The organism is Bradyrhizobium sp. Mp27 (assembly GCF_029953005.1).
Lineage (GTDB): Bacteria > Pseudomonadota > Alphaproteobacteria > Rhizobiales > Xanthobacteraceae > Bradyrhizobium > Bradyrhizobium barranii.
Window position 1 is genome coordinate 51,607 of sequence record NZ_JASAUS010000032.1, and the last position, 19,873, is coordinate 71,479.

Genomic DNA, 19,873 nt, shown 5'->3' on the forward strand with positions numbered 1-19,873 from the left:
AGGCGTCTTGCTTTGGACAAAGCGCGTCAGCGATGATCACGGCAAGCAAATGCGACGGACGCCTTCGGGCGACATTGGGCTGGGAAGGGGAGCGCCAATGAACTCCGTGACGACACCGATCGAGCCGCGTTATGCGCCGTCCGCGCGCATGGACGAAGAGCTCACGCATACCTTCGAGAAAATCAAGAGTGTGGATGAAGAGATCGCGCGGGCCAGCGAGCAGCTTGCCCGGCTGGAGCGCGATGCCGTGCGCAATCGCCCGCGGCGTGGCGGGACAGCGCTGCGCGGCTTCGTCGGTCTGGGGCTGGCTGCGGGGATTGGCGTCGCTGCCTTCGTCTCGCAATCATCCCACGGTGATACGGTCAGGCAGATGATCGCCGGTTGGGCGCCGCTGCACGCTGCGACGTCGTCGCAGTTGCAAGCAGAGCCGGCGCGCGAAGCTGAGACGAGCCCGACTGCTCAATTGGCCGAGGCATCGCCGCAACCGGCATCCGCCGCCGAAACCATACCAGAGGTAGTCGCGCCAACCGGCAGCACGCTCCCGCCGGAGTTGACCGAATTGCTGCAGAAGCTGGCGAGCGATCTCGCAAACGTGCAGCAAGGCATCGATCAGCTCAAGGCGAGCCAGGCGCAATTGAAAGCGAACCAGGACCAAATGTCGCTCGACAGTCTCAGGCTTGCCGATGAGTTGAAGGCAGGCCAGGAACAAATGGCACGGCTCGTCGCCAAGGTGCCTGGAGACAAGGCGTCTGAAAATAAGACGCCGGATAACAAGATGCCCGAGATCGCCGGGAAAACGACCGACCGGTCGAACGCGGGGCAGAAGACGAGCGCAGCACCCGTGCCTGCGCCACGTCCGGCTGCGGCCCAGACGCGCAAGCCGGCGCCAGCAACGTCGTCACCGCATGCCGCGGCGCGACGGCCGGCTCCGGTCCAGCTGCAATCAGCGCGGCAATAGTCGCGATCGATATGCGCCCGTAGTCGCGGCCGCATTCACGACAACGATCGCCCCACATCGCTGGTGCCGACGCCGTCGAGAACTACCGCCGGCATCGCGCCGAGTAAGGCGGTGGTCATGCCGCTTTCGAATTCGCCGAGCCGCACCAGCGTGACGCGGACTATGCCGCTGATCGTATGGCGCCCATCGCCATCAGCGCGATGATCGAGCCCTGCGAGGCCGAGAGAGTAGGCGCTGCCGGTTAGTGCATAGATCTGCCAGCCAATCGCCGCGGTGAGCGACTTGATAGGAGCATTCCGACGGGGGCGCGACGCGATGTAGGGCAGCAGCCGACGGCGTCGCGACAAGGCAACAGGCAGAGATGACAGAGTGGAAGCTCGATCCGAGGTGTCGAGCAATCATGGAAGCTGGACGGCGGGCTGCTTGCGCCGTCGTCCGTGCCGGCTATCGGCCTGGTTGAGATGGAGAAGCGACGACGCACGCCACGATCCGTCGGACCAGTCGCAGCACCATCAGCAGCGTGGGAAAGGCGACGAGCCATGACAGCGCCCAGGCGCCAAGCCAGGTCGCGAGGAACGCCGGCGTCGCGCCGAGGCTCCGGAGTGTCGAAATGACCGACACCACGGCCGTCATGAGGACGGACAGCACAAATGGCATCACGATCGGCGCATAGCGCGCCGGCAGTTTGCGAACCGCAATCATCTGATTTCTCTTGAGGAAAAGGACGCGTCAGTCACGTTGAACCTTAAAATTGGCATCGATCCCGACGGCGTCGGTTGATGCGTTGGTTCACGTGAAACGCTTACGGCGACCGAAAAACGGCGCGGCTGTTCATTATCCGCTCAGGTTGAGTGGTTCAAGCTGGATCTGGTCGTTCAGTTTACAATCGTTCGAAGCGTGGCAGATCGCCGCGATCACGAAACTCTTCAGTGGTTTGCACGTTGTGGATCGTTTCATATTTTGACTTTGAACGAGAGCAAAGGACGGTGAGATGAGCGATAGGCCCGTAAATTCCAGGTTTGGCCGCAACACCGCGCGGGCGGTGTTTGCGAGTCTGGCTCTGGCGACAGCTTCCGTCTCGCCCTCGTCTGCGGCGCCGGCCGGTGCGCCGTCCGTCAGCGCGGACTCTGCGACATCGGGCAGATCAGTAGCGACCGATTTCAGCGCCGCCCGCCGCCACCGCTACTATCGCCGGGGTCCAAATGCGGCAGGGCTTGCCTTCATGGGCGTGGCGGCAGGTCTGATCGGAGGCGCGATCGCAGAGAGCCGGCGCCAAGAGTACTACGAGAATCGCTATTATGACGGCCCGGGTCCTTACTATGGTGGTCAGGGATATTATGGCGGCGGTCCCTATTACGGTCCGCGTGGCTACTATCAGCCCTATTAGGCGCCTGTTCTCGCCGTAGCCCGGATTGCACGGAGCGTGTCATCGTGCGGCGCTTCGCGCTGACCCGTTGGCTCCGTCCGGGCTACGCGTCTCTGTGTTGCCCGACGGGCAAAACACCCGAGAGGGCGTCAAGCCGCGCGAGCGAAAATATTCTAATTTACCGAAATTTGGATTTTGTCGTATGTGTCAGCCATCCCGGCTCACCAAGAGGGGCGATCTTGTGTCGTCACTGTCGTGAGCTGGGCTTGCGGTGGACGCGACAGCGTCGGGCGCGAGCGGTCAAGGGTAGGGCGGATTGCTCTCCGTGAGCCCAAAACTTCGCGCCGGATGAGCTGTCGGAACAAGTTGGTTCGGTGTACGATGGTGTCGCGAAGGAGAATCCGCCCACGTATGGGATGAATGAGCCGCGCCATGGAAGAGAAATCTTCTCAAATAAGATTGGTACAGCCGCGGGGGACTGTGCTGACGAATATGGCCGTCGCAGCGTTGATAATTGCTGCGCTCTATTTCGGTCGTGAAATTTTTGTTCCCTTCGCGTTAGCAGTTCTCCTGAGTTTCGTTATGGCGCCCTTCGTGATGCGCTTACGTTCCTGGCGAATTCCGCGCACGATTTCTGTGCTGGTGGTCGTCTTCATCGGATTCTCGATCATATTTAGTCTGGGCGGTCTTATGGTTTCGCAGGCGACCCGGCTCGCCACCAAGCTGCCAGGCTATCAACAAACATTGAGCGACAAGATCGAAAGCCTGCGCGGCTTAATGGGCGGCGGCTCTGGAACATTGGAGCAGGCGTCGACGGTTCTGAAAGAATTGAAGACAGAGTTGCAGAATCGAGATGGGGCCGGTCGACCTACTGACGGCGCACTCACCAGACAGCCCTCAGACAAACCGACACCCATACCCGTTGAGGTAAGGCAACCCGATCCTGGTGCTCTGTCGACGTTTGGCGCAATCATCCAGCCACTGATCTCACCTTTAACGACGACAGGGATCGTCGTGATCTTTGTTGTCTTTGTCCTGCTGCAACGGGAAGATCTGAGGAATCGGCTTGTCCGACTGGCCGGATCCGCGGATATTCAACGCACGACTGCGGCCCTGGACGACGCCGGTAAGCGTCTGAGCAAGCTCTTTCTTACCCAGATCGCGTTCAATGGCGTGTTCGGTCTTGCAATAGGCCTAGGTCTTGAATTCATCGGCGTCCCCTCGGCTCCGCTATGGGGGCTGATCGCGATGATTATGCGATTTGTACCGTATATCGGTGCATTGATATCTGCGGTATTCCCTCTCATTCTCGCGGCGGCGGTGGGCACGGGCTGGCAGATGCTGTTACTTACGGCGGCATTGTTCGTCGTGCTTGAGTTGCTCGCAGGACAGGTCCTCGAACCCTTGATTTTTGGGCATAGCTCGGGTCTTTCCCCGATTGCAATTATCCTGTCCGCGTCATTCTGGACGTGGCTTTGGGGGCCGGTCGGACTGGTGTTGGCCACGCCCCTGACAATTTGTCTCGTCGTCCTTGGGCGGCATGTCGATCGTCTCAAATTCCTTGACGTTATGCTTGGCGACCGACCACCGCTGACGCCGCCGCAACTGGCATATCAACGAATGCTGGCGGGAGATCCGATTGAAGCGGTGGAACAGGCGCATGAATACCTGAAAGACTCGTCGCTTGAGAATTATTATGACGACATCCTCTTGAAAGGTCTGAGACTCGCGGAGGCCGACCGTCAATTGGGTCACCTCGATCAGGACCGATTAAATCGGGTCGTCTCAACGGTGGAAGAATTGGTCGCTGAGCTGGGGGCACACCATGACTTGGAAGCAACAGGACCTAGTTCCCCGGATCTAAGCTCAAGCCCGGGAGCTGCCATTACATTCGAGGGAGCAGGCTCCGAGCACGCTTTGATTCCGGAGCCGCCGACCTCGTCTATTTCGGTCGTTTGCATCCCTGGTGCCGGGCGACTCGATGAGGCGACGGCGCTTGTGCTGGCGCAGCTTCTGCGGTACCGCGGGATTCAGGCAATTGCGGAAAAGGCTGATGCTTCATCAATGTCGAAATTGCTTTCGCTCGAATTGGCGAACACCGCGCTTGTATGCGTCTGCTATCTGAGTCAGCCGTCCACCGCCAAGATTCAGCACGTCGTTCGGGGGCTCAGTAAAAGGATTGGCGCAACCCGTATCCTGTTCGCTTTGCTGGGAACGGGAGCCGCAGAAACGGTAGGAAACGCTTCCAACGCGTTGGTAGCAAGCGGGTCGTTCGGTGCAGCCTTGGAAGCAGTCGTTCACGTGACCTCCGCGCAACCTGATGCGTCGGATCAGGCGAAGGCAGCTGCTCCGGCGTAAAACGAATCTTTTGCTCCTCTGGATTGCCGGGCGTCGCAGAGCGACCATCCGCATCGGTCATCGGGTCCTGTGGAGAGCAAAGGATGGGCGGGGACCGCGCGACGGCGACCCTTGCGACCATTTGCCATCGCGCATTCCCGATTTATTTAATGCGAACCGGTACACAAACGGCGGGCGCGATGTGGCGAATGCCGTAATCCGAGGACCGTCAGTGCAGCCCGTTTTGGCGCAAACCGCACATTTGGCCGGACCCAAAAGCTTCAGCAGGGACAATAGCGATCGTTGCGACACGCGCGTGGAATGTCCACTCACGCCTCACAAGCAAAACATTCAGTTTGTACGGCCGCCATGACTCTTTGACCTAGGTCAATACTCTCAACGTGGGTTTACCCTGGAAGTAGCAACTATCGGAGCGACTGCACTCTTCGCCTGTATCTTGCGCGTAACGCCGATATCGCTCGTATGTTGCGCAAGGGAAACGTGTCGTTGTCTGTGGCAAGCAGCCTGAGCTAATCACGCAAGGAGGAGCTGTACATGGGTATCCTTGACGAGTTAATGGGCGGTGGGCAACGCCAGAAAGAGTATCGGGATTTCGTTGATCGATACGAACAAGGAAATCCGTCGGAGGGTTATTCCGATCAGGAGGTTCTCAAACGGTATGGTGATGTGTCACACGCAGTGCCGTCTGACCAGTACGCGCAGGCAGCGATAGAAGCGTTGGGCAAGCTTTCGCCGGAAGAACGGGCGGCGTTCGTGAAGATGCTGCAGGAGCGAGCCGCCGCGCGCGGCGTGCCGCTACCGGGACAAGTGGCCCCCGAACCAAAGGAACTGGGCGAGGTGCTCACCGATCTGCATGGGAGGCCCGGTCAGCTCCGGGATATCCTCGCCAGTGGCGATGCCCAGCCTCACGAGCAAGCCCAGCCGTCGAACCCGATCATCGACATACTTGCGTCCCCGCAGGCAAAGGCCGTGCTCGCGGGGATCGCGGCCATGGTGGTCAAGCGTGTCATGCAGGGTTCATCCCGAACCGCGTAGCGCATGCGTGAGGCCCGCAGCCAAAGTCCGGTTGGGGTCATTCGGTTGACCTACCGGCAAGTCCGGGCAAGGTTCGCTATGCCGCCAAAAGCGGAAGCGAGTTATCCTGTCGCGACGCAACAGGAACGAACACGATGACCGAGGGCGACGGGCCGCCCACCCAAAGGGTCTGCGACTGTCAGCGCGTCGGCCATTGGTGCGTCTGCAGCACTCGCTGTCATCGCCCGGCTTGACCTCGCGATCCAGCATTCCAGAGACGGCTGTGATTGAGCCGAGAGGCTGCGTCGTACTGGATTCCCCGCCTGCGCGGGGAATGACAATGGCACTTGGAGGACGCCGCCGCTGCCTCATACTCCGTCTCGTGCCCGGGACGCAGCGCAGCGCTCTTGCGGTGTACTGCAGAGCCGGGGCCCATGTCTCCGCATTCTACTCTCCGCATTCTACCGTGTCGCTTTCCGGGTCCCGGCTCTGCGCAGCAACGCTTGCGCGTTGCAGCGCGTCCGGGACACGGGAGCGTCGCAGCAACCGCGTTCTACGCCCGCATCACCGCCCCGCCGGTGCCGACAGCGCGCCGTTGGCGTAGCGCTGCCAGTCGGGTGTGGTCGACTGCGATGGCCAGAACGCGTTGGAGTCGCGGACCGACTGGGTGATCGGGGCGGGTTGGGCCTTGCTTCTGTGGTGGCGGTCGCTCGCGGCGGCGCTCTGGATGGTGGCGGCGGCAATCAGGGTGGCGCCGACAATGGCAAAGGTCTTTCGCATGGTTGTTTCTCCCGTGACGGTGATTCAGGCTGTGAGAAAAATGTCTCTGTGTTCGCGGTCGTGGCTGACATGGCGATGTGTCCTGCCGGATATCAGCCGGGCCGGTTTCACGATCCGAAGCGCGGCCATCACGTTGGGGCGAGCAAATTTTCTAGCCCCGGCCAAATATTCGGCAATCGTGCCCGCAGCGCCGGTGGACTTGCCCCTGGCAATCCGGTTCAATGAGGCGAATTGAGTTTTCAGGCGACAACGATGTCGAAATATCTGCTGGTCCTTCTCCTGATCGCCTCGCCGGCGGCCGCGCAGGTTAAGCTCACGCCAAAGACCTCGGCAGCGCATCCAGACCCGTGCGCCCCGATCGGGCGGACCGCGGACGGCAAGCTGGTCTACTCCATGAAATGCGAGAATCTGCCGGCGCAGCCTCCACCTCCGCCAGAGGCGGAACTGAAGGAGGCGCCCCCTTCGGCCGCGCCCGCCGCCGAGCCCGAGCCGGAGGTGCGGCGGAGTGGTATTTTCGGCTGGTCCTACGACCGCAGATGACGGGCCGCGCCACTTGCGCGAAGCCCGATGGAATGCTCTTTGCTTGAAAATTCCCCGTGGGCCTTTGGCCCCCGATCCAGAGAGATGAGATGAGCAAACTCGTTATCCGCGCCGGCGACTTCACCTTCGATGCCCGCTTCGAGGAGCAACTGGCGCCCAAGACCGTCGCTGCGTTCCGCAAGGCGCTGCCGTTCGAAAGCCACATCATCCATGTGCGCTGGAGCGGCGAGGGCGTGTGGATGCCGCTCGGCGATCTCGATTTCGGCGTCGGCTACGAGAACCACACCAGCTATCCCGCGCCGGGTCAGATCATCCTCTATCCCGGCGGCATCAGCGAAACCGAGATCCTGCTCGCCTATGGCGGCGTACACTTCGCCAGCAAAATGGGCCAGCTCGCCGGCAACCATTTCATCACGCTGACTTCGGGCCTCGAGAATCTCGCGACCCTCGGCAAGAGCGTGCTCTGGAAGGGTGCCCTGCCGATCCGCTTCGAGGAAGTCTGAGTGACAGATACTCGCTACCCGCGCGATCTCCGCGGTTACGGCCGCAACCCGCCGCATCCGCAATGGCCTGACAACGCGCGGGTCGCGGTGCAGTTCGTCGTCAACTTCGAGGAAGGCGGCGAGAACAACATCTTGCACGGCGATCGCGCCTCGGAAGCGTTTCTGTCCGACGTCCTCGGTGCGCAGCCCTGGCCGGGCCAGCGCCACGCCAATATCGAGTCGATGTTCGAATATGGCTCGCGCGCCGGCTTCTGGCGGCTGTGGCGGATGTTCGACGAGCGGAAGTGGCCGACCACCGTGTTCGGCGTTGCCACCGCGCTGAAGCGGAATCCGGAGATCGTCGCGGCGATGAAGGAGTCAGGCTGGGACATTGCAAGCCACAGCCTGAAATGGATCGAGCACAAGGACATGACCGAGGCGCAGGAGCGCGCCGAGATCGCCGAGTCCATTCGCGTCCATACCGAGGCGACGGGCTCGCGGCCCCTCGGCTGGTACACCGGGCGCTCCTCGATGAACACCAACCGCCTCCTGATGGAGGAGGGCGGCTTCCTCTATCTCTGCGACTCCTATGCCGACGATCTGCCCTACTGGGTCAAGGGCGCGAACGGCAAGCAGCTCATCATTCCCTATACGCTTGACGCCAACGACATGCGCTTCATCAACCCGCAGGGCTTTGCCGAAGGCGAGCAGTTCTTCACCTATCTGAAGGACGCCTTCGACGTGCTCTATGCCGAGGGCGAGACCGCGCCGAAGATGATGTCGGTGGGGCTGCACTGCCGTCTTGCCGGCCGGCCCGGCCGTGCCGCGGGACTGATCCGCTTCCTCGACTATATCGGCAAGCACGATCGCGTCTGGGTGCCGACGCGGCTCCAGATCGCGCAGCACTGGCACGACAAGCATGCCCATCTTGCCGCCGACGCATTCGAGATCGGGTGAGGACGATGGCGCAAATCTCGCTCGCCGATCTCAATGCTGCTGATCAGGCCGGCTTTGTCGCGGTCCTCGCCAACGTCGTCGAATATTCACCGTGGATTGCGGAGAAACTTGCCGGGCAGCGGCCGTTCGCCGGTATCAACCAGTTGCACTCAGCGCTGATGGCAGCGATCCAGAGCGCCGAGCCCGACGTGCAGCTCGCGCTGATCCGGGCGCATCCCGATCTCGCCAACAAGACCCAGCGTGCAGCGGGGCTCACTGCAGAATCGACCGACGAGCAGAACAGCGCCGGCCTCGACCGTCTCTCAGATGCAGAATACGCGGCATTCGAGCGCGTCAACAACGCCTATCGCGACAAGTTCGGCTTCCCCTATATCGTCTGCGTGCGCCGTCACACCAGGGATTCCGTGCTGCGCGACTTCGAGACGCGGTTGCGCAATATCGCCAAGACCGAGACGCGGCGCGCGATCGAGGAGATCGGCCGCATCTCCGCGCTGCGGCTCGATCAGCTCGTCGTCGCCGACGACAAGCTGAAAGTGCATGGCCGGCTTTCCACGCATGTGCTCGACAATCACGCCGGAAAGCCTGCAGCCGGCATCCCGGTGGAGCTCGTCGAGCTCGCGAGCCTCGGCGAGAGCCGCGTCATCGCGCGCGCCGTGACCAACGCCGATGGTCGTACCGATCAGCCGTTGATCGGTGGCCGTCCGCTGCCGATCGGTCGCTATGAGCTTCGCTTCAGCGTCGCCAAGTATTACGCCGAGCGCAACGTGCCGCTATCAGACCCGCCGTTCCTCGACGAGATCCCGCTGCGCTTTGCGATCAGCGAGCCGGAAAATCACTACCACGTGCCGCTGCTGGTCACGCCGTGGAGCTACTCGACCTATCGCGGAAGTTAATTCCCAAACTTCTCGTGCAGTGCCGGAAACAGCCGGTCCGGCTTGAACGGCGGCGCGGTGAAGCGGATGCCGGTGGCATCCGCGATCGCGTTGCCGAGCGCGGCGGTGACCGGATTGTACGGGCTCTCGCTCATCGACTTGGCGCCCAGCGGCCCGATCGTGTCGGACGTCTCGGCGAAGAAGACCTCCGTGCGCGGAACGTCTGCGAAGGAGGGCAGGTGGTAGTCGCGGAATTTCGGGTTGGTGACGCGGCCGGTCGCGTCGATCACCATCTCCTCGTAGAGCGCCGCCCCGATCGCCTGCGCGACGCCGCCCTCGACCTGACCGCGGCACTGCATGGGATTGGCGACGATTCCGGCGTCCGCCGCCTGCACGCTCCGGAGAATCTTGATCTCGCCGGTGCCCTTGTTCACGGCGACGCGAAAGCCCTGGACGTTGAAGCCGACCGAGCGCGGCGTCCCCTCGGAATTGCCGCTGGCCGCGAACGGCTGCCCGCGTTCGCGGGCAAGCTTCGCCATCTCCGCAAAGGACATGCGCCGGACGCCGCTGACGACGGCTTCGTCGTCGAGCGTGCAGCTGGCGGCGGCGCACAGCCAGGCGCTGGCGGCCGCCGCTTTCAGCTCGGTCGAAAGCTGCATCGCGGCCGCATGCGTTGCCTTGCCCGCAACGAAGGTGCCCGCACTGCCATAGGCGCCGGTGTCGTGGCCGCCATGGGCGGTGTCGGATTGGCGCAGGCGAATCCTGTCGACGGTGGTTGCGAGCGTCGTCGCCGCGATCTGCCGGTGCACGGTGCTGGTGCCGTTGCCGAACTCGGCGGTGCCGACGGTGAGGTCGAAGCCGCCGTCGTCATTGAGCGCGATCATCGCATCCGCGAGATGGCCGGCCGGCGGCACCGTGTCGATCATGGTCAGCGCGACGCCGTCGCCGATCAGCCACTCCGGCGACAGGTCCGGCTGCGGGCCATCGGCCCGCATCGCGCGTTCGACGAGGTCGAGGCACTGGTCGAGCCCGTAGGAGCCATAGAGCACGTCGTGAAATTCGGACGGCGGCGGCGACAGCATGGGATCGCCTAGTTTGACGACGTTGCGCCGGCGCATGTCGTAGGGGCTGATGCCGAGCTGCCGTGCCAGCTCGTCGATCGCGGCTTCGATCGCGATCTGCGTTTGGGGCAGGCCGTAGCCGCGAAACGCGCCCGACGGCACCGTGTTGGTGTAGACGGCGAAGCCGTCGACCTTCTTGTTCGGACAGTTGTAGACCGCGATGGACTCGGATAGCGAGTGGAACATCACGGGGCCGGCATGATTGCCGTAGGCGCCGGTGTTGGAGAGCACCTCGAGCTGGAGCGCGGTGAGCCGGCCGTCGGCATCGGCGCCGGCCTTGATGTGGACCCGCATCGGATGCCGTGTCGAGGTCGCGATGAACTGCTCCTCGCGGGTCAGCTCCAGCTTGACCGGTCGTCCGGTCTTGAGCGTAGCGAGCGCCAGAATGTCCTCGACGAACATCTCCTGCTTGCCGCCAAAGCCGCCGCCGACGCGTTCGCAGAACACGCGGACCTTGTCCAAGGGGAGCCCAAAGATGTCCGACAGCGCGCGGCGGGTCAGAAACGGCACCTGCGTCGAGGTGCGGACATTGAGCACGCCGGAAGCATCGAGCCAGGCGAGGCCGCCATGGGTCTCCAGCGCGGCGTGCTGCACGCGGTGGCTGTGGAAGGTGGCCTCATAGGTGACGGCAGACGTCGCGAGTGCCGCCGCCACGTCGCCGTATTCGCCATGGGTCTCCGCCGCGAGGTTACGCTGGGGATCGGCGATGCGGTTCGCGGTGGTGCGGTCAGGATGAATGACAGGTGCACCCGGCGCCATCGCCTGCTCCGGGTCGATCAGCGCAGGCAGGATTTCGTAATCGACCTTCAGCCGCCGGCACGCCTCCTCGGCGGCGGCCTCGCTCTCGGCGACGACGGCGGCGACCTTCTGGCCGATAAAGCGGACGACGTCATCGAGGATGCGGGTATCCTCCGGATCCATCCAGTCCTTCTCATGCCGTGCGGTCGAGATCAGAACCGACGGCGCATCCTCATGCGTCATGACCGCGTGCACGCCGGGCACACGCAGCGCGTCCGACTTGTCGATCGCCACGATTTTCGCGTGGGCGTGCGGCGAGCGCAGCAGCTTGATGTGCAGCAGGCCGTCGATCTGCGTGTCGAAGGTGTAGTGCGCTTTGCCGCGCACGACATCGGGGCCTGCTGGGGCCGGCAGGCTGCGGCCGAAGGCGGTGCCGGGCTCGACGCTTTCCTCGACATTGGTCTTGCCGAGCAGCGCGTCCTCGATCGAGCGATAGCCGGTGCAGCGACAGATATTGCCCTTCAGCGCCGATCCGAGATCAGTGAGCTGCGCCTGGTTCAGCGAGGCGCAGGTCAGGATCATGCCGGCGGTGCAGAAGCCGCATTGGAAGCCTTGCGCGTCGAGGAAGGCCTGCTGCATCGGATGCGCGCCGTGGTCGCCAGCGAGGCCCTCGATCGTGGTGACGGCGCGCCCCTCGGCGCGGAACGCCGGGATCAGGCAGCTATGCACCGGCTCGCCATCGAGCAGCACGGTGCAGGCGCCGCAATCGCCGGCATCGCAGCCCTTCTTCACGCCGAAATGGCCGAGCTCGCGCAGGAACGTGCGCAGGCACTGGCCGTCGCGCGGCTCTTGCGGAAACGTCTTGCCGTTGACCTCGAAACTCATGACGGCGTTGCCCCGACGAGTTCGGCGCGAATCTCCTCGGCAAGCCGTAGGGTCATATGCTTGCGCCAGATCGGTTTGCCGTGGATGTCGGTGTGGTACAGATCATCCGGGATCTGCTGCGCGATCGCGTCGCGAAGCGCGCCCGCGTCCGGAGCCTTGCGAAAGGACAGCTGGATCGGTCGCACCGTCGATGCGGTCACCGACAGCGTCAGCGTGCCATCGCCGTCCAGGCTGCCGATCAGAAGCGCCGCAGAGCGGCCGACCGGTGCCAGCGAGATCTGGCGAAAGGCCGTGCGGCGCTTCAGCGCGGCAATCGGGATATCGATCTGCCGGATCAGATCGCCTGGCGTCAGGCGGTTGCGCTGGTTGCCAATGACGAAGTCGACGACGGATATCTTCTCTTCACCGCCGCCGGCCTTCCAGATGGTGCAGACCCCGTCCAGCGCTGATGTGAGCGAGATCATCGGTCCCGCCGGCAGCGACATGCAGAGATTGCCGCCGACCGTCGCAGTCTTCCAGATCTTGAATGAAGCAAGGAAAGCCCGGCAGCACTGGCCGATCAGCGGGGCTGCGAGCCAGTCGAGCGGGCAGGCGAAACCGTCGAGCTGCGTGATGGTGCAGGTGGCGGAGATGGTGAGATGGGTGTCGGTGATCGTCAGCGCCGGCCATTTCAGGTCAGTGAGATCGATCAGCCGCTTCAGGTGGACCTGGGGCTCCGAGAACAGCCAGGTGCCACCCGCGAGCCAAGCATCACCTTCCGCCCAGGCGGGCAGTTGTGCGCGCGTTTGCGGATGGGCCACCGTCGTGATGGTATTCAAATCCATGGCTGCGCCAAAGCTTTTCGCCCGTGAATCGTACAGATGAGTCTTGCAAGACCGGAGCCAAGTCGCAACAAGCAAGTCGTAGCATGAAGGTGATCGGGCCGGCGGCCGCCTTGCCGGCCTTGTCATCAGCGGATGTGAGGAGACCACGATCATGAGCGACGCAAAGCCGATCTGGATCAGGGATCCCCTCGCCATCCTTGCTGACGGCGCCGAGCGCGGGATCGTGGTGAGGGATGGCCGGATTGTCGAGCTCGTGCCGACCGGCGGCAGGCCTGCGACGGCGGATGTCGCGGTGTTCGACGCGGGCGAGCATGTCGTGCTGCCGGGCCTGATCAACACGCATCATCATTTCTACCAGACGCTGACGCGGGCGCTGCCGGCGGCGATGGACCGCGAGCTGTTTCCCTGGCTCCAGGCGCTCTATCCGGTGTGGGCGAGGATGACGCCGGAATCGCTCGAGCTCGGCGTCACCGTGGCGATGTCCGAGCTCCTGCTCTCGGGCTGCACCACCACAACGGATCACCACTATGTGTTCCCGGCGGGGCTCGAGGAGTCCGTCGATATCGAGGTCGGGGTTGCAAAACGGCTCGGTGTCCGGGTGCTGCTCACGCGCGGCTCGATGAACCTGTCGCAGCGCGACGGCGGCCTGCCGCCCGACAGCGTCGTGCAGGACGAGGACACGATCCTCGCCGACAGCGCGCGCGTGGTCGCAAAGCATCACCAGCGCGGCCCGGATGCGATGGTGCAGATTGCGCTGGCGCCATGTTCACCATTCTCGGTCACGACGTCCTTGATGCGCGCCACCGCCAATCTCGCCGACAAGCTCGACGTCCGCCTGCACACCCATCTCGCCGAGACCGAGGACGAGAACAAATTCTGCCAGCAGATGTATGGCTGCCGTCCGCTCGACTATCTCGAGCAATGCGGATGGCTCAATGCGCGGACGTGGCTCGCCCATGGCATCTTCTTCAATGCGGAGGAGATGAAGCGGCTCGGCAAGGCGAAGACAACCATCAGCCATTGCGCGTGCAGCAATCAAATTCTGGCGTCGGGCTGCTGCCCGGTGTGCGAGATGGAGGAGGCCGGTGTCGGCATCGGCATCGGCGTCGACGGTTCGGCCTCGAACGACGGATCGAATTTGATGCAGGAGGTGCGGGCGGCGTTTCTGCTGCAGCGGGCGCGCTACGGAGTGGCCAAGGTCAGCCACAAGGATGCCCTGCGCTGGGCGACCAAGGGCTCGGCAGCCTGCGTCGGCCGGCCGGAACTGGGCGAGATCGCCGTCGGCAAGGCGGCCGATCTCGCCCTGTTCAGGCTCGACGAACTGCGCTTCTCCGGCCATGGCGATCCGCTGGCAGCGCTGGTGCTGTGCGGGGCGCATCGGGCCGACCGGGTGATGGTGGCGGGACAATGGGCCGTGATCGACGGCGCGATCCCGGGACTGGATGTTCCCGATCTCATCCGCCGCCACGGTTCCGCGGCGCGGGCGATGCAGGCGGGATAATCCGGGCAAAAAAGAAAGAGGGGGCGACCACAAGTGCCGGGTGCTTCTGGCCACCCCCTCCGAACCTCCTCCGGGAGGAGCAGGTGATCTAGGCAATGCAAGAGGCGTGCTACTTGCCAGGAAGCTTGTCGTCGATGCCCTTGACGTAGAAATTCATGCCGAGGATCTGGCCGTCATCGAGGTGATCGCCGCCTTTGCACTCGACCGGCTTGCCGTCCTGCCCAATGACCGGGCACTTGAACGGATGCAGCTTGCCCGCTGTGATCGCGGCCTGGGCATCCTCGGCGAGCTTCTTCACGTCGTCGGGCATATTGGTGTAGGGCGCCATCGCGAACATGTGGTTGTCGAGGCCGCCCCAGCTGTCCTCGGACTTCCAGGTGCCGGCGAGCTCGGCCTTGACGCGTTCGATGTAATAAGGGCCCCAGGTGTCCAGGATCGAGGTGAGCTGGGTCTTCGGCCCGAACTTGATCATCTCGGAATCCTGGCCGAAGGCGAGCTTGCCGCGTTCGCTGGCAATCTGCATTGCCGCGGGCGAATCCGTGTGCTGCATGATCACGTCGGCGCCCTGGTCGATCAGCGCCTTGGCGGCGTCGGCCTCCTTGCCCGGGTCGAACCAGGTATTGGCCCAGATGATCTTGACCTTGATGTTCGGGTTGATGGTCTGCGCCGCCAGGATCGTCGCGTTGATGCCGGAGACGACCTCCGGAATCGGGAACGAGCCGATATAGCCGAGCACGCCGGACTTCGACATTTTTGCCGCGATCAGGCCCTGGATGTAGCGGCCCTGCCACCATTTGGCCGAGTAGGTCGACATGTTCGGGTTGCGCTTGTAGCCGGTGGCGTGCTCGAAATGCACGTTCGGATATTTCTTGGCGACCTTCAGCGTCGGGTCCATGTAGCCGAACGAGGTCGTGAAGATCAGCTTGTTACCGGCGCGGACGAGCTGCTCGATGGAGCGCTCGGCGTCGGGACCTTCGGGCACGTTCTCGAGATAGGTGGTCTCGATCTTGTCGCCCAGCTCCTTCACCAGGGCCTGGCGCGCGAGGTCGTGCTGGTAGGTCCAGCCCAAGTCTCCGATCGGACCCAGATAGATGAAACCGACTTTCAGCTTGTCGGCGGCGGAGGCTGCACTGACGCTTCCGGCAAGCAAAAGCCCGGCAGCCAGCGCAAGAAGTGATTTCCTCATCATCAATCTCCAAACATCAGGGGAAAGCCACGATCCGCAAGGTGCGCGCCCCATCGCGCTCCTCGCGGAAATAGATCAGCGGTCAGGCACGAACACTGTGCCGAGCGCGGCCGGCGCGGTCGAGCCGCCGGTGCGCGCGCGGGAAAGCAGGACCAGCACGATGACGGTTGCGAGGTAAGGCAGCGCCGACATGAACTGCGAGGGAATGCCGACGCCCCAGCCTTGCGCATGCAGTTGCAGGATCGTCACTGCGCCGAACAGGTAGGCGCCGACCACGAGCCGGCCCGGCCGCCAGGACGAAAACACCACCAGCGCCAGCGCGATCCAACCGCGCCCCGCGGTCATGCCGGGAATGAAGAACGGCGTGTAGGCGAGCGGCAGGTAGGCGCCGGCGAGGCCTGCGCAGGCGCCGCCGAACATCACGGCGAAGGTGCGGATGCGCAGCACGGGGTAGCCGAGCGCATGCGCGGAGACATGATTGTCGCCGCAGGCACGCAGGATCAATCCCGCGCGCGTGCGGTACAGGAACCACCAGACGCCGATAACGAGTGCGATGGAGAAATAGACGAAGGCGTCCTCGCCGAACAGCACCCGGCCAATCAGCGGCATGTCCGTGAGGCCGGGAATGGAGAGGTGCATCGCGGGCGTGATGCGCTCGCCGACGAAGCCGGCGCCGATCAGGCCGGACAGGCCGACGCCGAGGATGGTCAGCGCGAGACCCGTTGCAACCTGGTTGACGGCGAGCCCGAGCGTCATCAGCGCGAACACCAGCGACATCAGCGTGCCCGCGACGATGCCGAACAGCGCACCGATGAAGATCGAGCCGGTGAGCCACGCACCCGCAAAACCGCAGGCCGCGCCGACGATCATCATGCCCTCGACGCCGAGATTGAGGACACCGGAGCGTTCGGTCACGAGCTCGCCGGTCGCGGCGATCAGGAGCGGCGTCGATGCGGCGAGCACCGCGAGGATGATGGCATCAACCAGTTCCACGGGCCACCTGTCGGTTCGGGAAAACCAGCTTGAAGCGATAAAGAATGAGCGAATCGCAGGCGAGCACGTAGAACAGCAGGATGCCCTGGAAAACCTTGGTGACGTCCAACGGGATCTTCATCGCGATCTGCGCCTGCTCGCCGCCGATAAAGGTCAATGCGAGAAAAAGGCCTGCAATTAGTATTCCAAGCGGGTTCAGCCGGCCGAGGAAGGCGACGATGATCGCGGTAAAGCCGTAGCCGGGCGAGATGCCGGGCTGGAGATGCCCGACCGGACCCGCGACCTCGATGATGCCGGCGAGCCCGGCGAGCGCGCCCGACACAGCGAAAGTCAGGATGACCAATTGGTTGGCGTTGAAGCCGCCGAACCGTGCGGCGCGGGGCGCCGCGCCGACCACGCGGATCTCGAAGCCCTTGATGGTGCGTCCGAGCAGGATCGCGGCGGCCGCGACGACGAGCAGGGCGATGATCGAGCCGAGATGCAGCCGGCCGCCTTCGATCAGCAGCGGGACTGTCGCCACAGGATCGAATTCCGCCGTCGTCGGGAAGTTGAAGCCGTGCGGATCGCGCCAGGGGCCGCGTACGAGATAGTCGAGAAAGAGGTCGGCGACATAGACCAGCATCAGGCTGGTCAGGATTTCGCTGGCGCCGAACCTCACCTTGCAGATCGCCGGGATCAGCGCATAGAGCGCGCCCGCGGCGGCGGCAAGCACGAGCATGACCGGAAGTACCCAGGCGCCGGCATCGGTGCCCTGCGTCTTCACCGCGATCCAGCTTCCGGCGACCGCGCCGATCAGGAATTGCCCTTCGGCGCCGATGTTCCAGGCATTGGCGAGATAGCAGAGCGACAGCCCGATCGCGATCATCACCAGCGGCGTCGCCTTCACCGCGATCTCCTGCAGCGAATAGCCGTCGGTCAAAGGCGCGATGAAATAGGCATGCAGAGCGAGAAGCGGATTCTTGCCGAGGATCGCGAACAGGATGATCATGGTCGCGATCGTCAGCCCGATCGCGATCAGCGGCGAGACCAGCGCGATCGTGTTGGAGCGCTCGACACGCTTCTCAAGCACCAACTGCATGCTCGGCCTCCTTCGGCTCCAGGCTGCTGCCCCCCATCAACAGGCCGAGTTTTTCGCGCGTGGCTTCGCTCGTGGCAAGCGGCGCCGACAGCCGGCCATGGAACATCACGGCGATGCGGTCGGCGATTTCGGCGAGCTCGTCGAGATCCTGGCTGGTGACGAGCACGGCGGCGCCTGCGGTTGCGAGATCAAGCAGCGCCTGACGGATCACGGCGGCGGCGCCGGCATCGACGCCCCAGGTCGGCTGGCTCACCACCAGCACCGCGGGGTTGCGCAGGATCTCGCGGCCGACGATGAATTTTTGCAAATTGCCGCCGGACAGGCTCGCAGCTTCCGGATCCCGCTTGGCCTTGCGCACGTCGAACGTTTCGGTCGCGCGGTCCACGGTCTTCAGCGTGGCCGCGGTGTCGATAAAGCCGTGATGGACCATGCCGCTGGCGGCGTGCCCGGTCAGTAGCGCGTTCTCCGAGAGCTTCATGCGCGGCGCGGTGCCGTGGCCGAGCCGTTCCTCCGGGACGAACGCCGCGCCCAGCTTGCGGCGCTGCGTGATCGAGAGGTGGCCGGCGGCGATGCCTTCGATCACGACGGTGCCGGGGTCGTTCGACATGCGCTCGCCGGAGAGCGCGGCGAACAACTCGTCCTGGCCGTTGCCGGCGACGCCGGCGATGCCGAGGATCTCGCCGCCCTTCAGCTCGAACGAGATGTGCTCGAGCCGTACGCCATGCGCCTCGCTCGGCGCGAGCGAGAGGTCGTTGACGACGAGTCGCGGCACGGTGGTCTTCCGGCCTGCCGGTGCTCTCACCTCCTTGATCTCGCCGCCGACCATCATCCGCGCGAGCGAGGCCGCGGTCTCGAGCCGGGGATTGCAGGTCTCGACCTTCTTGCCGCCGCGCAGGATCGTGGCGGTGTCGCAGAGGCGCTTCACTTCGTCGAGCTTGTGGCTGATGTAGAGGATGGCGCGGCCCTCGGCCTTGAGGCGTTCCAGCACGATGAAGAGCTGGTCGGCTTCCTGTGGTGTCAGCACGGCGGTCGGCTCGTCCAGGATCAGGAATTTCGGATCCTGCATCAGCGCGCGGACGATCTCGATGCGCTGGCGCTCGCCGACCGAGAGTTGCCAGACCTCGCGCCTGGGATCGAGCGGCAGTCCATAGGTCTTCGAGACCTGCTCCAGCCGCGCCGATATGTCCTTGAAGGATTCCCTGCCGTCGAGGCCGAGCGCGACGTTCTCGGCGACCGTGAGATTGTCGAACAGCGAGAAATGCTGGAACACCATGCCGATGCCGCGGCTGCGCGCCTCCGACGGACCCGACAGCACGATGGGCTGGCCCTGCCAGCGGATCTCGCCGGCGCTGGGCTGGATCAGCCCGTAGATCGCCTTGACCAGCGTCGACTTGCCAGCGCCGTTCTCGCCGAGCAGGGCATGGATCTGTTTCGGCTGGATCTCGATGCTGATGGAGTCGTTGGCGAGGAAATCACCATAGCGCTTGGTGAGCCCGATCGTCTGAAGCAGAGGGGGCTCGCCGGAATGCAGGTCGTTGGACGTCTGATCTAGCATTCGCTGATGCGCTGGCACGGGGTGAACTGCCTCAATTGTGGGCTAGTTTGAACCGTCGCGTAAGATGTGAAAAAGCGTCATCCCTTGCTCAACGCTTCGGCAGGCGGTCTGTGGCGCGAGTCGCGGCCCTTGTCAGTCGATGACCGTCTCCAGCCGACATCAGGGAGAGCCATTGCGGCGGCCTCCTGCGAGAGACGCCTGTTGCAAATTTGTGACGGCTCAAACCAAATCGGAACCCGCTGTGCAGGCCTGACGTGAAGTTGAGCAAAGTTGCGCCGGCGCGCGTATGCAATTCCCGACCGGGCCAATGGTCGCTGTCGTCAATCGTGTCTGCATTCTTGCGCCGCCACAAAAGACAAATGAATTCAAACGGGAATGTTCGGCATCGCGTCACGCACGCACGCAACAGCGAAACGGAAAAAATCCTCGAATTCCCGGGTTGAAAGGCCGCCTCCTGCCGAAACAAGCGGCATGCCTTGAAAGAAGTTGAGGCTTCTCACTCCGGGAGATCGGCGCAAGTGTCGCACCCAAGGGGCGTTCATTTTTACGTGTCCAAACTTGATGTGGTGGAACGGCCCGCTCCAACAGCATCAAAGTGCTAGAACGTGGTCGTTGTTCGAACGCCACAAAGGAGGGACCGTTCCGTGAAACAGGTTATCACCATC

The 19,873-nt window shown here is 63.6% G+C and carries 18 protein-coding genes; 9 read left to right on the forward strand and 9 right to left on the reverse strand.

All coding sequences use genetic code 11. The features are described from left to right. The first annotated feature begins 97 nt into the window (after window positions 1-97). Window positions 98-958: a hypothetical protein gene (locus tag QJT78_RS18455; RefSeq protein WP_028153724.1), complete on the forward strand. Its 861-nt coding sequence runs from the start codon at window positions 98-100 to the stop codon at window positions 956-958. Window positions 959-993: 35 nt separating this feature from the next. Here QJT78_RS18455 and QJT78_RS18460 read toward each other — a convergent pair whose 3' ends face one another. Continuing rightward, window positions 994-1,356: a hypothetical protein gene (locus QJT78_RS18460; RefSeq protein WP_155258149.1), complete on the reverse strand. Its 363-nt coding sequence runs from the start codon at window positions 1,354-1,356 to the stop codon at window positions 994-996. Between the two features lie 46 nt (window positions 1,357-1,402). After that, window positions 1,403-1,660 (reverse strand): DUF2798 domain-containing protein, encoded by a 258-nt coding sequence (locus QJT78_RS18465; RefSeq protein WP_281460272.1) that lies wholly within the window; start codon window positions 1,658-1,660, stop codon window positions 1,403-1,405. Between the two features lie 289 nt (window positions 1,661-1,949). On the opposite strand from QJT78_RS18465, the gene QJT78_RS18470 reads away from it, so the two are divergent. The 3 genes from QJT78_RS18470 (at window position 1,950) to QJT78_RS18480 (ending at window position 5,717) form a co-directional block, all read left to right on the forward strand. Further along, window positions 1,950-2,345 (forward strand): hypothetical protein, encoded by a 396-nt coding sequence (locus QJT78_RS18470; protein WP_028153721.1) that lies wholly within the window; start codon window positions 1,950-1,952, stop codon window positions 2,343-2,345. A 411-nt stretch (window positions 2,346-2,756) separates the two neighbouring features. Beyond that, window positions 2,757-4,682 (forward strand): AI-2E family transporter, encoded by a 1,926-nt coding sequence (locus QJT78_RS18475; RefSeq protein ID WP_038944473.1) that lies wholly within the window; start codon window positions 2,757-2,759, stop codon window positions 4,680-4,682. A gap of 534 nt (window positions 4,683-5,216) precedes the next feature. Then, window positions 5,217-5,717 carry a hypothetical protein gene (locus QJT78_RS18480; RefSeq protein WP_038944474.1) on the forward strand — a complete coding sequence of 167 codons (501 nt, stop codon included), beginning with the start codon at window positions 5,217-5,219 and terminating at the stop codon, window positions 5,715-5,717. Window positions 5,718-6,260: 543 nt separating this feature from the next. On the opposite strand, the gene QJT78_RS18485 is transcribed toward QJT78_RS18480, so the two are convergent. Beyond that, window positions 6,261-6,476 carry a hypothetical protein gene (locus QJT78_RS18485; protein WP_028153599.1) on the reverse strand — a complete coding sequence of 72 codons (216 nt, stop codon included), beginning with the start codon at window positions 6,474-6,476 and terminating at the stop codon, window positions 6,261-6,263. Window positions 6,477-6,728: 252 nt separating this feature from the next. Here QJT78_RS18485 and QJT78_RS18490 point away from each other — a divergent pair, with 252 nt between their 5' ends. From QJT78_RS18490 to uraD, 4 genes are all read left to right on the forward strand, one after another. Continuing rightward, window positions 6,729-7,016, forward strand: a complete 288-nt coding sequence (locus QJT78_RS18490) for a hypothetical protein (RefSeq protein WP_028153600.1) — start codon at window positions 6,729-6,731, stop codon at window positions 7,014-7,016. 89 nt (window positions 7,017-7,105) lie between these two features. Next, complete coding sequence (locus tag QJT78_RS18495) at window positions 7,106-7,519, forward strand: DUF3830 family protein (protein ID WP_014493672.1); 414 nt, start codon at window positions 7,106-7,108, stop codon at window positions 7,517-7,519. Beyond that, window positions 7,520-8,455 carry an allantoinase PuuE gene (puuE, locus tag QJT78_RS18500; RefSeq protein ID WP_028153601.1) on the forward strand — a complete coding sequence of 312 codons (936 nt, stop codon included), beginning with the start codon at window positions 7,520-7,522 and terminating at the stop codon, window positions 8,453-8,455. Window positions 8,456-8,460: 5 nt separating this feature from the next. After that, complete coding sequence (uraD, locus tag QJT78_RS18505; protein ID WP_028153602.1) at window positions 8,461-9,348, forward strand: 2-oxo-4-hydroxy-4-carboxy-5-ureidoimidazoline decarboxylase; 888 nt, start codon at window positions 8,461-8,463, stop codon at window positions 9,346-9,348. Here uraD and QJT78_RS18510 read toward each other — a convergent pair. Both QJT78_RS18510 and QJT78_RS18515 read right to left on the reverse strand, forming a co-directional pair. Then, on the reverse strand, window positions 9,345-12,071 hold the full coding sequence (locus QJT78_RS18510) for a molybdopterin cofactor-binding domain-containing protein (RefSeq protein WP_028153603.1): 2,727 nt from the start codon (window positions 12,069-12,071) through the stop codon (window positions 9,345-9,347). The two genes, uraD and QJT78_RS18510, sit on opposite strands and share 4 nt — an antisense overlap. After that, complete coding sequence (locus tag QJT78_RS18515; RefSeq protein WP_028153604.1) at window positions 12,068-12,895, reverse strand: FAD binding domain-containing protein; 828 nt, start codon at window positions 12,893-12,895, stop codon at window positions 12,068-12,070. The genes QJT78_RS18510 and QJT78_RS18515 overlap by 4 nt, the downstream gene beginning before the upstream one ends. A gap of 151 nt (window positions 12,896-13,046) precedes the next feature. Here QJT78_RS18515 and QJT78_RS18520 point away from each other — a divergent pair, with 151 nt between their 5' ends. Then, window positions 13,047-14,396, forward strand: a complete 1,350-nt coding sequence (locus QJT78_RS18520) for an 8-oxoguanine deaminase (RefSeq protein WP_038944479.1) — start codon at window positions 13,047-13,049, stop codon at window positions 14,394-14,396. A 109-nt stretch (window positions 14,397-14,505) separates the two neighbouring features. On the opposite strand, the gene QJT78_RS18525 is transcribed toward QJT78_RS18520, so the two are convergent. From QJT78_RS18525 to QJT78_RS18540, 4 genes are all read right to left on the reverse strand, one after another. Continuing rightward, window positions 14,506-15,582 (reverse strand): BMP family ABC transporter substrate-binding protein, encoded by a 1,077-nt coding sequence (locus QJT78_RS18525; protein ID WP_038952753.1) that lies wholly within the window; start codon window positions 15,580-15,582, stop codon window positions 14,506-14,508. Window positions 15,583-15,657: 75 nt separating this feature from the next. Continuing rightward, entirely contained in the window at window positions 15,658-16,575 is a 918-nt protein-coding gene (locus QJT78_RS18530) for an ABC transporter permease (RefSeq protein WP_038944481.1), read from the reverse strand. Continuing rightward, window positions 16,562-17,653: an ABC transporter permease gene (locus QJT78_RS18535; protein WP_028153608.1), complete on the reverse strand. Its 1,092-nt coding sequence runs from the start codon at window positions 17,651-17,653 to the stop codon at window positions 16,562-16,564. Before QJT78_RS18535 ends, QJT78_RS18530 begins: the two co-directional genes overlap by 14 nt. Continuing rightward, a complete protein-coding gene (locus QJT78_RS18540) occupies window positions 17,637-19,208 on the reverse strand; it encodes an ABC transporter ATP-binding protein (protein ID WP_028153609.1) in 1,572 nt (523 codons plus the stop codon). The genes QJT78_RS18535 and QJT78_RS18540 overlap by 17 nt, the downstream gene beginning before the upstream one ends. Window positions 19,209-19,873: the final 665 nt, after the last annotated feature.